14 protein-coding genes and 1 tRNA gene are annotated in these 12,527 nt (G+C 69.7%); 6 read left to right on the top strand and 9 right to left on the bottom strand.

Features of this window, described 5'->3' with window-relative positions:
• Window positions 1-35: 35 nt before the first annotated feature.
• Window positions 36-108 (bottom strand) — tRNA-His (locus OS889_RS14130).
• Between the two features lie 146 nt (window positions 109-254).
• On the opposite strand from OS889_RS14130, the gene OS889_RS14125 reads away from it, so the two are divergent.
• Window positions 255-710: a DUF5814 domain-containing protein gene (locus OS889_RS14125; protein ID WP_372390816.1), complete on the top strand. Its 456-nt coding sequence runs from the start codon at window positions 255-257 to the stop codon at window positions 708-710.
• 77 nt (window positions 711-787) lie between these two features.
• Here the strand turns inward: OS889_RS14125 and OS889_RS14120 are convergent, their stop codons facing one another.
• The 3 genes from OS889_RS14120 to OS889_RS14110 form a co-directional block, all read right to left on the bottom strand.
• On the bottom strand, window positions 788-1,198 hold the full coding sequence (locus tag OS889_RS14120) for a DUF8146 domain-containing protein (RefSeq protein WP_372390814.1): 411 nt from the start codon (window positions 1,196-1,198) through the stop codon (window positions 788-790).
• A 78-nt stretch (window positions 1,199-1,276) separates the two neighbouring features.
• Window positions 1,277-1,936: an RPA family protein gene (locus OS889_RS14115; RefSeq protein ID WP_372390812.1), complete on the bottom strand. Its 660-nt coding sequence runs from the start codon at window positions 1,934-1,936 to the stop codon at window positions 1,277-1,279.
• 1 nt (window position 1,937) lies between these two features.
• Window positions 1,938-2,867, bottom strand: a complete 930-nt coding sequence (locus OS889_RS14110; protein WP_372390810.1) for a replication factor A — start codon at window positions 2,865-2,867, stop codon at window positions 1,938-1,940.
• Between the two features lie 168 nt (window positions 2,868-3,035).
• On the opposite strand from OS889_RS14110, the gene OS889_RS14105 reads away from it, so the two are divergent.
• Both OS889_RS14105 and OS889_RS14100 read left to right on the top strand, forming a co-directional pair.
• A complete protein-coding gene (locus OS889_RS14105) occupies window positions 3,036-3,344 on the top strand; it encodes a DUF7091 family protein (RefSeq protein WP_372390808.1) in 309 nt (102 codons plus the stop codon).
• A complete protein-coding gene (locus OS889_RS14100) occupies window positions 3,341-4,432 on the top strand; it encodes a mannose-1-phosphate guanylyltransferase (RefSeq protein ID WP_372390806.1) in 1,092 nt (363 codons plus the stop codon). Before OS889_RS14105 ends, OS889_RS14100 begins: the two co-directional genes overlap by 4 nt.
• Before the next feature lie 11 nt (window positions 4,433-4,443).
• Here the strand turns inward: OS889_RS14100 and OS889_RS14095 are convergent, their stop codons facing one another.
• Together OS889_RS14095 and OS889_RS14090 are read right to left on the bottom strand one after the other, a co-directional pair.
• A complete protein-coding gene (locus OS889_RS14095) occupies window positions 4,444-5,007 on the bottom strand; it encodes a Tfx family DNA-binding protein (RefSeq protein ID WP_372390804.1) in 564 nt (187 codons plus the stop codon).
• Between the two features lie 135 nt (window positions 5,008-5,142).
• Window positions 5,143-5,610: a TRAM domain-containing protein gene (locus tag OS889_RS14090; protein ID WP_372390802.1), complete on the bottom strand. Its 468-nt coding sequence runs from the start codon at window positions 5,608-5,610 to the stop codon at window positions 5,143-5,145.
• A gap of 119 nt (window positions 5,611-5,729) precedes the next feature.
• Here OS889_RS14090 and OS889_RS14085 point away from each other — a divergent pair, with 119 nt between their 5' ends.
• Window positions 5,730-6,425: a hypothetical protein gene (locus OS889_RS14085; RefSeq protein ID WP_372390800.1), complete on the top strand. Its 696-nt coding sequence runs from the start codon at window positions 5,730-5,732 to the stop codon at window positions 6,423-6,425.
• 137 nt (window positions 6,426-6,562) lie between these two features.
• Here the strand turns inward: OS889_RS14085 and OS889_RS14080 are convergent, their stop codons facing one another.
• Window positions 6,563-7,558 carry a radical SAM protein gene (locus OS889_RS14080; RefSeq protein ID WP_372390798.1) on the bottom strand — a complete coding sequence of 332 codons (996 nt, stop codon included), beginning with the start codon at window positions 7,556-7,558 and terminating at the stop codon, window positions 6,563-6,565.
• Window positions 7,559-7,659: 101 nt separating this feature from the next.
• Here OS889_RS14080 and OS889_RS14075 point away from each other — a divergent pair, with 101 nt between their 5' ends.
• Complete coding sequence (locus tag OS889_RS14075) at window positions 7,660-8,787, top strand: DUF373 family protein (RefSeq protein ID WP_372390796.1); 1,128 nt, start codon at window positions 7,660-7,662, stop codon at window positions 8,785-8,787.
• Between the two features lie 54 nt (window positions 8,788-8,841).
• Here the strand turns inward: OS889_RS14075 and OS889_RS14070 are convergent, their stop codons facing one another.
• Together OS889_RS14070 and OS889_RS14065 are read right to left on the bottom strand one after the other, a co-directional pair.
• Entirely contained in the window at window positions 8,842-9,684 is an 843-nt protein-coding gene (locus OS889_RS14070) for a polyprenyl synthetase family protein (RefSeq protein ID WP_372390793.1), read from the bottom strand.
• Between the two features lie 90 nt (window positions 9,685-9,774).
• Entirely contained in the window at window positions 9,775-10,959 is a 1,185-nt protein-coding gene (locus tag OS889_RS14065) for a helix-turn-helix transcriptional regulator (RefSeq protein ID WP_372390791.1), read from the bottom strand.
• Window positions 10,960-11,108: 149 nt separating this feature from the next.
• On the opposite strand from OS889_RS14065, the gene OS889_RS14060 reads away from it, so the two are divergent.
• Complete coding sequence (locus tag OS889_RS14060; RefSeq protein WP_372390789.1) at window positions 11,109-12,509, top strand: DUF7094 domain-containing protein; 1,401 nt, start codon at window positions 11,109-11,111, stop codon at window positions 12,507-12,509.
• The last annotated feature ends 18 nt before the right edge of the window (window positions 12,510-12,527 follow it).

Here is a 12,527-nt window from a genome sequence, read left to right as displayed (position 1 = left end):
GACATTCGTCTACTCACTTCGTTCGTAGACAGAAGGTCCGGGTGCGAGAATTGAACCCGCGTCTCAGCCTCCACAAGGCTGAAGGATAGTCCACTACCCTAACCCGGACACGCACCTTGAGGTATCCCGGTCGAAGGCAAATACGTTACGACTCTCGGGTGGAGTGCGCCGGTCTCACACGATCCGCTCGACGGCGCGCTCGCCGAGTCCCACCGCGAGACTTTTGAGCCACAGCGCGCTACGGACGGCCAACCGTGGCCATCACGGACAAGATCTACCTGAAGAACCACCGCCAGATCGTCTCCCAGCTCGACGTCAACATCCCGAAGGGGGCGTTCTCGGGGGCGACGATGGACGTCCTCTACTCCGGGGAAGGCCTCGCGAAGCTCGACGACGCCACCCGCGACCGGCTGCTTGACTTCGCGGAGGACTTCCTCGACCCGGAGAATCCCGACGACCTCTACACCGGCTACCCCGAGCGGCAGTTCGTGCGCTACCTCCTGGAGCTCCGCGCGCAGGGGCTCGGCCCCGACGCCATCGTCGACGTGATGAGCGACGAGTATATGCTGTACGCCTACCCCGGCGACGTCCTCTCGTTCCTCGACAGCGCCGTTCGGACGCTTGAGGCGGCCGAGACGCTCGCCGAGGTCGATGGCGACGACGAGATGGAAGCGAAGATGCGGAAAGCTCGGAAGGCGCTCTCCGGCTAAGGCTCTGAGACGGCGCTCAGGGCGAGTCGTCCCGCAGGCGGTCGCGCGACGGCGGCCGATCGAGGTCGATGCCGAGGCTATCCAAGTCGAAAGGAGGGCTCATCCGCCTCGCTGCCGTCGAGGTCTTCGAGCTGGATGACCTCCTCGTTCTCGTCTTCGAGCTGCTCGCGGAGGTAGTTCACGTACCGCTTGTGCTCTTCGAGTTGCTCGCGGAGGTGATCGGCCTCCAGTTCGAGGCGCTCGTGCTCCCGAACGAAGCTCTTCGGCACCTTGACTTTCGGCGGGAAGCTCTCCTCGTCGCCGTTGCGGAGCTGTTCGAGTTCGTGTTCGGGGACGACCTGGACCTGGCCGTCGTGGGCAACGAGCGTGTCGACGTAGTCGCGGAAGACCGCCGACAGGGAGATGTCGCGCTCCTCGGCGATCTCTCGGAGCGTCTCGAACGCGTCCTCGTTGACGCGGAACGAGATGGTCTTGTTTTTGTTGCCCATTGGCTCGTTCCCCAGTTCGTCGTCCTACCCACTTAATGCTTCGTCAGACAGCATAAAAGGGCGGCCGCCGGCAGCGGGCTACGGCTCGGGCTGGAGGTCGGCGTCCGGCTCGTCCGCACCCGCGTCCGCGGGACCGCTGTCGCCGAGGCCGAGCTCGTCGCCGTCGGACTCTTCGAGGCCCTCCAGCGCCGAGACGGTCGACTCCTTGTATCGATCGATCGGGAGGTCGTACTCCTCGCGGGCCATCCGCGCGTACTCGTTGCCCTCCTCGTCGAAGGCGTCGATGCGATCGAGCGTCCGCTCGGCGGTCTCGACGACCCAGCGGTCCCGGGTCGCGGCGTCGACCACCTGGATCGACTCCGGCCTGACGGAGACGTTGACCGAGCCGTCGTCGGTCTCGTAGGTCCGCGGCTTGCCCACGACGGCGACGTAGGCGGGCGGTTCGAGGTCCCGGAGCGTGCTCGCGGCCTCGGGCTGGTACTGCCCCGCGTAGACGAAGAACGTCCCCGTGGGGTCGACGATGCGGCCGCGCCAGTACTCGTTGTCCTCGCCGACGTCGTCTTTCTCGGTCAGCGTGCCGACGAAGAACACGCGGTTGGCCTTCGCCCCCGTCGGGAGCAGCAGGTAGACCGGCGCGCGGTCGTCGTCGGACTCTTTGAAGGTGAAGGCGGCGTCGTTGAATTCGTCTGCGAACACACGCCGGGCGACTTCGCGGGAGGGAATCTCGTTGGCACTCATTTCAGATCGACCTCGCTTTGATCAGGACCGCTTCCGGGTCCGCCGGTTCGGTGAGCCGCTCGACCTCGTCGGCGAGGACGTAGCGCCCGAGCTCCGGGCCGGAGACGCGGTAGTACGTCCCGACCAGGTCCTCGCGCATCTCGTCGACGACGACGGTGGTGTCGAGGGCGTCCATCGCCATCTGCTGGGCCTCTTCCAGCTCGATCCCGGTGAGGTCTTCTGTGACCTCGCGGCCGAAGATGACCTCGTGGACGGTCTCGCCGTCGTCGAGGACGCCCTTGATCCGCAGGTCGAACTCGCCTTCGACGTCGCCGTGCTCGGAGCAGCGCCCGTTCTGGAGGACGCGCGTACAGCCCTCCTCGGGGCACCGCTTGATCAGGCCGCTCCCGGACTGAATGTCCACGAGCGCTCCCTCGACGGTGACGGCGTCGTCGCCGACCTCGATGTCCGTATCGAGCTTCTCGATGGTCGTGGTCTTGTTGAGCTTTACCGAGAAGTTGCCCTGGTACTCGTCGGTGACGACGTTCCCGAGGCGGTAGACCGCGCCCTCTTCGAGCTCCGGTAGGTCGGAGGTCTCGAAGGCGACGAACTTCGTCCGGCCGGACTCGTCGCCGAGCAGGCCGACCTGGGCGATCGACTCGCTTCTGGGCTCCCAGAGTTCGACGACCTTCGCGGTCACGTCGATCCACTGCTCGTCCTGGTCGATGTCGGTCAGGCGGACCTCGTCGTTGCCGCCCTGGCCGATCTCGTCGCGTTCGAGGCCGGCCTCTTCGAGGTAGCTGTTTTCGACCGAGCGCCGCGCCTCCTCGACGGGCACGCGGTACTCGTTTACGAGCGTCTCCAGGCGCTCTTCGACGTCCGACTGGTCGATGTCCAAGTGGTCCGAGAACTGTTCGGCTATCTCCGCTGCGTGCGTTCGCAGGTCTGACATGGTTGCAATCGCCTCCACCTTGGTTTTCGTTGGGAGGCACACGGGGCTTGGTTCCCAATCGGTAATAAACTGTCGTGACCGGAGTGAAAGTGGAAATTCGGGCGTTCTCCGTCCCGTCGGACGCCGCCACCAACGGACCTATACCGGTCGCAGTTCGACCAGTGACCGATGAGCGACCGCCTCGAACGGCTCCTGCGAGAGAAGTTCCGCGAGGCCGGGCGGCAGTACGCCCGCGCCCGCGACGCATACCAGGAAGGTCGCGTGGACTCCGAGGGCCAGGCGGCCGGCACCGACGCCGCCGGCGCCCTCCCGCGCGACGACGAGGGTCGCGTCCGCATCGTCTGTCGCCGCCACGCCGACCGTCGGGCCGTCGACGTCGACGACGAGGGCCGGCCGTCGTGCTTCGAGGCGGACCACCCCGATTGCGAGGGGTGCGCACAGGACGTCCGCGACGGGATCGTGGAGACGTGGGGATGAGCGAGTCGACCCACACCGAGACCGAGCGGCCAGTCGTCGCGGTCGTCCTCGCCGGCGGCACGGGCTCGCGGCTCTACCCGGCGAGCCGCGCCGATCGCCCGAAGCAGTTCCTCCCGCTCCTCGGCGAGGCGTCGCTGCTGGAGCGGACCGTCTCCCGCGCCCGCGAGGTCGCCGACGAGGTCGTCGTGGTCACGCGCGAGTCGTACGCCGAGGGGGTCCGCGAGCGCGCTCCCGACGCCGACGTGCTCGTCGAGCCCGCGGGCCGCGACACCGCCCCGGCGCTGCTCTACGCGACGGCCCGGATCGACGCCGCCTACGACGACTGCGTGGTCCTGGCGCTGCCGAGCGACCACTTCGTCGGCGAGGGCTTCGCCGAGGCCGTCGGTCGCGGCGTCGACGTCGCCGCCGCGACGGACCGCCTCGTTACGTTCGGCGTCGAGCCGACCCGCCCGGAGACCGGCTACGGCTACATCGAGCCCGACGCGGACGCCGACGCCGACGGCCCAGACGCGGACTGGGCGCCGGTCCGCTCGTTCCACGAGAAGCCCGACGCCGACACCGCCGAGTCGTACGTCGCGGCCGGCCACTACTGGAACGCCGGGCTGTTCGCGTGGCGCCCCGAGGTCTTCCTCGAAGCGGCCGCGACCTCGCCGATCTTCGAGCTCTACGACGCGCTCCGCGCGGCGGACTTGCCCGCCGATCTCGCGGCCGACGCCGTCGATCCCGACGTCCGAGCGGCGTTCGACGCCGCCGATCCGGTGAGCGTCGACTACGCGATCTTCGAGGTCGCCGACGACGTCGCGGTCGTCCCCGTCTCCTTCCGCTGGGACGACGTCGGGTCGTGGGACGCCCTAGAGCGCGTGGTCGAGCCCGACGCCGACGGCACCGTCGCGGCCGGCGACGTCACCGTCCGTTCGCTCGACGCCGCGGACAACGTCGTCGCCGCCGACGGCGCGCACGTGTCGCTCGTCGGCGTCTCGGAACTGGCCGTCGTGGCGTGGGACGACCGCGTGCTCGTCGTGCCGAAAGAGCGGGCGCAGGACGTCAAGCGCCTCGTCCGGGACCTCGAAGACCGCGGGGAGTTCTGAGGCCGCAGTTTTCAGTCGACAGAGCGCCGCACCTGCACGCGCCCGCCGGTCGTCACGCCCACGAGCAGGGGCTCGCGGACCTCCCGACCCTGAACGGCGTCGCCGGCGGCGTCGGAGATGGCTTTCATCAGCTCCGGCGCGGTCCGGTTCACCTTCACGCCCGCCTCGTCGCAGGCGTCGTAGACCTGTTTCGGGACGTCGTAGAGGTCGGCGCCCGCCTCGACGGTGATCCGGACCGGGGCGGCGAGCGCCTCCGCGAACGCGACGGTCTCGCGCGCCCGCTCGACGTTCCGGCGCGCGCTCGACTCCACGCTGGAGACGTTCGCCCGCGACGTCCCGAGCATCGAGGCGATCTCGGACTGCCGGACGCCCTGCTCGCGCAGGACGAGCACCTCGGCCTGCCGCCGCGTCAGGACGCTCTCGTCCGCGTCGAAGCCGGTCTCGGCGAGGATCTCGTCGACGTCGGCTGTCGACGCCAGCCCGGGCGTGTCGCTCCCGGCGGCGTCCTCGCTCCCGCCGTTTCCGGTTCCCGACCCGTCCGCGCTGTCGCCGCCGTCGCGCTCGGCGTCGTCCATACGCGTCCGTAGCGCCCCGCGCGCAAAAAAGATACAGAAGCGCGGCCGCGGTACTGCCGCTTCGGAGGAGAACTCGGAGCAAAAAACCGGAATACTGCGACTGTCCGTGCCGTTCGCGCCGCCGCCGTGGGCGGGCTATCCGCCCCAGAAGTTGTCCCGGCTGCCGAGCGCGGTCGGGCGATCGGGCCCGCTGCTCCCGCCCTCGTCGGACTCGCTTCCCTCGTCTGCGCGCTCGTCGGTGTCGCTCTCGTCGGCTTCGTCCTCGTCCAAGGGGAGCCGCTCGACGACCTTCTTGGCGGTCGCGTGGTTCGACTTCACTCGGTCGATCCGGACCACCGCGCGCGCCGGCGGGAGGATTCCGTCGATGAGGACGATGAAGCCGTCGTCGGTCCGGCCGACGCCGGCCCCGCTCTCGTGGATGTCGTCGACCTCGACGACGATCTCCTCGCCCGGCTTGACCGGCTGGGCCTTCAGGTCGCGGATCGGCTGGTCGTAGTTGTTACACCATTCGGCACCGCCCCGGTCGCCGTAGTACTGACACCCCATCCCGTCGATCCGCTCGGAGTACCGGGGGCAGTCGTCGGCCAGCGGACAGTCGGACATAGCGTGACGTACTCCACGGCCTGTCTAAACGCTTGCGGGTCCCCACCCCCGAGCGCCGTGCCGGTGTCGGGACCGCCGCCCACCGCAACGCTTTCGGCCGTCTCGTTCCCAGCCCCCGTATGAGCCGCCGCGTCCCCGAGTTCGCAGTCGTCACCGGCGTCTTCCTCGGGCTCTCCGCGCTCGTCTCGGGCGTCGCCCTCGGGTGGGGCCTCTATGCGACCGTCGTCGTCGCGGCCGGCGTCGCCTACCCGTTCGTCGCCTTCGGGATCCTCCGCGACGACGACCCCGCGGCGACGATCCGCCCTCGGCCGGTGCTCGCGCTCGGCCTCGCCGTCGCCGCCGCGGGCGCCGTCGGCGTGCTCCTCGACGATCCGACTCCGCGGGGCGCCCTCTTCGCGCTCTTGATCGCCGCGCTCCTCGCCGCGCCGCCCGCGGGATACGCCACTCGCTACGGCGCGGACGTCAATCCGCTCTCCCCGACGGCGACGGTGTTTGCCGGCGGCACCGTCGGGACCGCGCTTGTCGTCGCAGGACTCGCCATCGGCGCGCCGTACGTCGGTACCGCGGTCGGCATCGCCGCCGGACTCGGCGCCGCGCTCTACGGCACGGCCCGCGGCGTCGCGTTCGCGGCGCGGACGAAGCGGCGGGCGGCCGCGGGCGGCGCGCTCCTCGGTCTCGGGATCGTCGCCGCCGGCGTCGCGCGCGGCGGTCCGCTGACCGACTGGCTACTCGTCGGGACCGCGATCGCGCTGGTCCCGAGCCTCTACGCGGCGCTGACGCGGGAATCGGACGGGCGGTCCGTCAGATCGCGATGAAAAATCGACCTACGCCAGCGGCGTTCGCTCGACGACCGTCCCGCTCCCAGCTTTTGCGCTGCGCTCGCGACGCTCGCTCGGCAAAACCTGGACCAAAAGCCTCGCCTGCCGGCTCGGCCGCTCTCGCTCTCGCGAGACTACGCCAGCGGCGTTCGCTCGACGACCGTCCCCTCGACGGTCGGATACTGCTCGACGATCTCGCCCTCGGGGACGTCGCCCTCCTCGATCATCTCTTCGAGGAGCCACCACGCCACCTCGACGTGATCGGACTTGACGGTGTAGAACTCCTCGGGCACGCCGAGGGCGTCGAGTTCCTCCGGCGGGATCCAGGTCTTGCCGTAGACGAGCGTCCCGTCGTCCGTCACCTCGTCGAACGGCCGCCGGATGTTCCGGGCCATCCGCTTGAGGCGGTTCCGGTGTTGCGCGGCGTCTTTGAACACGGAGGTGCAGAAGTACACCCGCTCGTGGTCGCCCATCGTCTCCAGGATCTCCTCTTTCGAGCCGTCGACGGCGGACATGTGGTTCTCCTGGAGTTCGTAGCCCTGCTCTTGCATCCGGCGGTAGTTGCCGTCGCTCATCTCGAACTCGTTGATGTTGCAGAACTCCGCGGCGCCCTCGTCGAGGAACTCCAGGAACTCCGCTTCGGCGCGGATCCCGGGGATCTCGAACGCGGGCGTGAGTCCCTCCTCGCGAGCGATGTAGAGGATGTCCTCCCACTCGGTCCCGTGGAGGTCGCCCCACAGCTCGTACGGCGGGTGGAACCGGATCTCGTCGAGCCCCGCCTCCGAGAGGCGGCGCATATTCTCCCGGCCGCCGGTGATGCCGGTGTAGAGGTGCGTGTGGTGGTCCTCGCCGAACTCGTCTTTCAACAGCGAGAGGTACCGCGTCGTCTTCGCCATCGCCTCCTGGGGCTCGCCGCCGGTGATCGAGGTCCCCAGGGCGTTCATCCGCTTTGCCTCCTCGATCACGTCCTCGTCGGACTCGACGAGGCGTTCGTTGGCGTAGACGTCGGTGACGTTCTTGCGGTTCTCGCCGAGCGGGCAGTAAAAGCAGTCGCGCTGGTCGCAGTAACCGTAGACGAAGAGCACCATCTTGCCCCCCTTCGCGCACTGCTCACAGCCCTTCGAGATCATTCGACTTACGGTACCTGTCGGAGCCTCAAAAGTCGTGCTATGTGGAACGCGGAGCCGCCGGTCCCGAAAACAGATATACTCCGATGGCGTATGCTCGATGGATGCTGCTGGTCCTCTGTGTCGACCTCGACGACGACCTCGGCCGGAAGACGGGGCTCGACACCCCCGTCGTCAGCCGCGAGGCCGTCGAGTCGGCCGCCGTCGCCCTCGCGACCGCGGACCCGGAGGACTCCGACGTCAACGTCCTCTTTCAGGGGATCCACGAGTACGACGACCTCGACGAGGACCCCGACGTCGACGAGGAGGTCACGGTCGCGGCGGTCACGGGGACCCAGGGCGGCGACGTAAAGGCCAACCGCGCGATCGGCGAGGAGATCGACCGCGTGCTCGCGGGCCTGTCGACCGGCGAGAACGTGAGCGCCATCGTCATCACAGACGGCGCCCAGGACGAGTCGGTGCTGCCGATCGTCCGCTCGCGGGTCCCCATCGACAGCGTGCGCCGCGTCGTCGTCCGCCAGGCGCAGGATCTGGAGTCGATGTACTACACGATGAAGCAGGTCCTCGCCGACCCGGAGACCCGCGGGACGATTCTGGTCCCGCTCGGGATCCTGCTTCTCATCTACCCGTTCGTCACGATCGCGAGCCTCTTCGACGTCCCCGGCGCGGTCGTCCTCGGCGTCATCTCGGCGCTCTTGGGTCTGTACACCCTCTTCCGTGGGCTCGGCCTGGAGGACGCCGTCGACGACACCGCAAACCGGATCCGGGAAGTCCTCTACGAGGGCCGGGTCACGCTCATCACCTACGTCGCCGCCGCGGCCTTGCTCGTCGTCGGCGGCTTCCGCGGCTACGCGCTCTTCGAGACCGTGCGCGCGACCGTCGCCGACCCGACGCCGCCGATCGTGCTCGCGGCGCTCGTCCACGGCGCGGTCCAGTGGTTCGCGGCCGCGGGCGTCACCTCCAGCCTGGGGCAGGTGACCGACGAGTACCTCTCGGACCGGTTCAAGTGGCGCTACCTGAACGCGCCCTTCTACGTCGTCGCCATCGCGGTCGTGCTCTACGTCGTCTCGGGCTTCTTCCTCCCGCCGGACGCCGCGGGGGTGCAGTCGTTCACGATGACGCAGCTGGCGATCGGGCTCACGGTCGGGACGCTGCTGGGCGTGTTCAGCACGCTCGCGTTCGCGATCGCGGAGTCGCGGTTCCCGACGGCCGCGGACGCGACGAAGGGGTAGCTTCTGAGATCGACGACGCGTCCTCGGCGTCGCCGGCTGTCGATTCCGGTCCGCTTACCGCTCGCGGACGACGACGAACTCGGCCAGGTCCTGGAGGTAGCCGAGCGGTTCGCTGTCGCCGACGTTCGAGGCCTCCAGCGCGTCGAGCGCCTGCTCGGACTGGTCGTGGGCCCGCTCGTTCGCCTCCTCGGCGGAGAGCTTCGTGACCTGCACCAGCGACGGCCGGTCCATCTCGGCGTCCTGGCCCGTCGGCTTGCCCAGTTCCTCTGCGTCGGCCGTCGCGTCGAGCACGTCGTCGCGGATCTGGAACGCGACGCCGACCCGCTCGGCGTACTCCCCGAACGCCTCGACGGTGAAGGGATCGGCGTCGCCGGCGACGGCGCCGAGCTCGGCCGCCGCGCGGAACAGCGCGCCCGTCTTCCGGCGCGCGAGCTCCATATACTCGTGCTCATTCGTCGGCCGCGCGACGAGTTCGGTGGCCTCGCCCTCGCCCAGCTCGACCATCGCCTCGGCGACGATCTGAGTCGCGTGGTCGTTCGCCGAGAGCAGCGCGAAGGCCTCGCCGAGGAGGCCGTCTGAGGCGATGATCGCCGGGCCGTACCCGTACTCCGCCCACGCGCTCGCCGTCCCCCGGCGGACGTCCGAGCGGTCGATGATGTCGTCGATGACGAGCGACGCGTTGTGGACCAACTCGACCGCGACCGCGAAGTCGACCGCGTCCGCGGGGTCGCCGCCGCAGGCCTCGCACGTGAGTACCGTCACGGCGGGGCGGACGCGCTTGCCGCCCGCCAGCGCGACGTGTGCGACCTCGTCGGACAGCTCCGGGGGGTCGACCGCCTCGACGACCTCCTCGAGGCGCTCTTCGACCATCGACACCCGACGCTCCAGGTACTCCATTACCCGTCGCTGAGGATGGCGCGGCAAAAGAGGTTCCGGAAGCGAAAAGCCGATCGCGGACCGTCCCGCCCCGTTCCGTCCCGACCTACCTCACTGACTTTCGTCCGCGCCGTCGTCGGCGCCCGCCTCGTCGTCCGGAAGCGAGATCAGGTTCTCGCGGCCGAGTCGGAGCTTGTCGACTCGCCCCTCGTCGGCCATCGTCGACAGCAACTGCGAGACCTTCGCGTCCGACCAGCCGGTCTCGTCGACGATCGTGGCCTGCTTCATCCGCCCGCCGTTCTGCTCCAACAGGCGCTCGACGCGCTCCTCGTCGGAGAGCAGCGAGAGATCGACGCCGGCTTCGTCGCCGTCTCCATCGCCGTCGGCGTCATCCTCGCTTTCGACCCTCTCGGCGTGTTCGTCGACGTGCGTCCCCTCGGTGACGGGTCCGTCGGGATCGACCGCGACCGACTCCTCGTGCTCGTCTGCGGCTCCGAACAGCGACCCGAGGAGCGGCACCCGTCCGCCGCTGCGGAACGCCCACGCGCCGGCGACGAGCGCGACGGCGACGAGCGCGCCCGCGATGAGTCCGAGCGGCAGCCGGCCGGCGGGGCCGATCGCGCTGTATGTGATCCGGAGCTGCCCCTCGTCTTCGAAGTCGGAGGGCTGGGTGAGGACGACGGCGCTCTCGCGCTGCTGGACGGCGATGCTCGTACTCGAGACGGTGTATCCCTCGGGCGGACTGATCCGGATCTCCTGGTTCTGATCGAAGATCGAAAGCCAGGTCCGCTGGTCGTCGGCCTCGGCGGTCGGGAGCAGGAAGGCGTCGTCGAGGACGAGCGTCTCGTTGTCGCCCTGCCGGAGGAAGTTCGTCCACTCGAACGTCAGCGCGAGCGTCCCGCGGCCCGCCTCGGCGTCGAGCGAACTGTGGTAGGTGACGTTCTCGATCGCCATCTCCCGCCCGGTCGCCTCGCTCGCCCGCTGGCTGAGCGATCGGAAGAGGACGGCGCTCGGGCCCACGTCGGCCGTCCCCGACTCGTAGCGCGAGGCGATCTCCCGGAACCCCTGAGTCTCGTTTTCGGTTTCGAGGTCGTACCGGACTTCGATCCGCCAGTACGCGCTTCGGTCCGGGCGGAGCGCGATGTCCACGCTCGTCCGGGGGACGGCGCCGTCGCCGTCGGTCACCTGCGGCCGGGCGGCCGACGCCGACGGGTCGTCGGTGGCGGCGAGCGCCGGGGCCGGAGCGACGGCGGCGAAGACGAGGAGGAGGGCGAACCACAGCGCGGGTGTCCGCATTTGCAGGGAGTCCACGTGGAACGCTCAAAACGCTTTCCATCACGCCACTCGCGAGGGCCGCAGCCGTCGACGGCGTCCCGCTGTCGGCGCCGCCCGCCCGGCCGACCGTATGACGTCGTTTTTTACTATCGGACGGTGAAGGTCCGGGTATGCGTGCCGTCCCGCTCGCCCTCGCTTTCCTCCTCGCGCTCTCGGCCGTGGCCGGGGGCGCGCCAGCCCTCTCGGCGGCCGACGGAGCCCCGGCTGTCGATCAGTCGTCGACGCCGAGAGCCCAAATCGCCTCTCCCACGCCGGAGGCCGGTACGGCCACTGCGACCGCCTCGACCGGGGCGGACTTCGCCGGCACCGCCCAGTTGGACGACGCCGAGGCCGAGGCGGCCCAGCGCCGGGTGATCAATGTCCTCGGCATCCCCGCGGCATCGTCGGCCCGGAGCACCCTCGAAACCGAGTACGTCGAACTCGGCAGCGGGCTCGCGTTCACCTCGGCCACGACCGACGCGCGGCTGGAGACGACGACCGTGCTCGCCCGGATCGAGGCGGCCGAGACCGACGCCACGCGCCAGCAGTACCTGCTCCAGGAGGTCAGCGCGGTCGAACAGCGCGTGGTCTCGCTCCGCGCGCGGCAGCGACAAGTCGTCGCGGCGTACAGCCGGGGGGACCTCTCGCCGCGGCGACTCCTGTACGAGCTCGCGCTGATCGACGCCGAGGCCCGCGAGCTCGAAGATCGCCGGGCGCGGCTCCAGTCGTTCGCTCGGGAGGCGTCCGGCTTCACGATCTCGGCCTCGCGCTTCGGCAACATCGAGCTCGAACTGAACACGCTGACCGGACCGGTCCGCGGCTACGCGGCCGCCGTGCTCCGCGGCGAGGCCGCGTCCTCGCGCTTCTTCGTCCAGTCGGGGGACGACAGCGTCGTCCTCGGCGTCATCCGCGACGGGACGTACGTGCGTGAAGCGTACCGGGGACCGCTCCGCACCGGCGGCTCCGAGTCCTTCTCGCTCGTCGAGGCGGTGAACGCCACAGAGCAGGCCTACCCGACGGTGGCGGAACTCCGCCTGCGCGACGACGTGCTCGGCAACCCCGACAGCGACAGCACGCGCGTGACGATCGAACACGAGCGCGGTCGCCTCGTGACCTACGTCGACAGCGGGAGCAAGCGCGTGTTCAAGGAGTACCAGTACCGCCCCCTGGATCAGATGACCACGCGGGCGCCCGTGTCGGCCGAAAAGGACGCGCTGAATCTGACGGCACACCGCACCTACCCCGGCGGCCCCGTGCGGCTCCAACTCAACAGCACGACGTCCGGCGAGCCAGTCGACGCCCAGATCACCGTCGGGCCCGCGGGCGGCCGGAGTTCGGTCGTCGGCCGGACCGGCTCCGACGGCTCGCTGTGGACGATGGCGCCCGCCGGTACCTACCAGGTGACGGCCATCGACGGGAGCTCCGTCGTGCTCCTCTCGGTCGAGCCGACGTCGACGCCGTTCGTCTACGGCGCGATCAACGACAGCGGCGGGAGCGGCACGGCGACGCCGACCCCGGACGCGTCCGCGTAGCCGAGCCCGCCCGAGACT

This window comes from Halobellus sp. MBLA0158, from assembly GCF_041477585.1.
In the GTDB taxonomy this organism is placed as follows: Archaea; Halobacteriota; Halobacteria; order Halobacteriales; family Haloferacaceae; genus Haloquadratum; species Haloquadratum rubicundus.
This window is presented reverse-complemented; position numbering and strand designations above follow the sequence as displayed.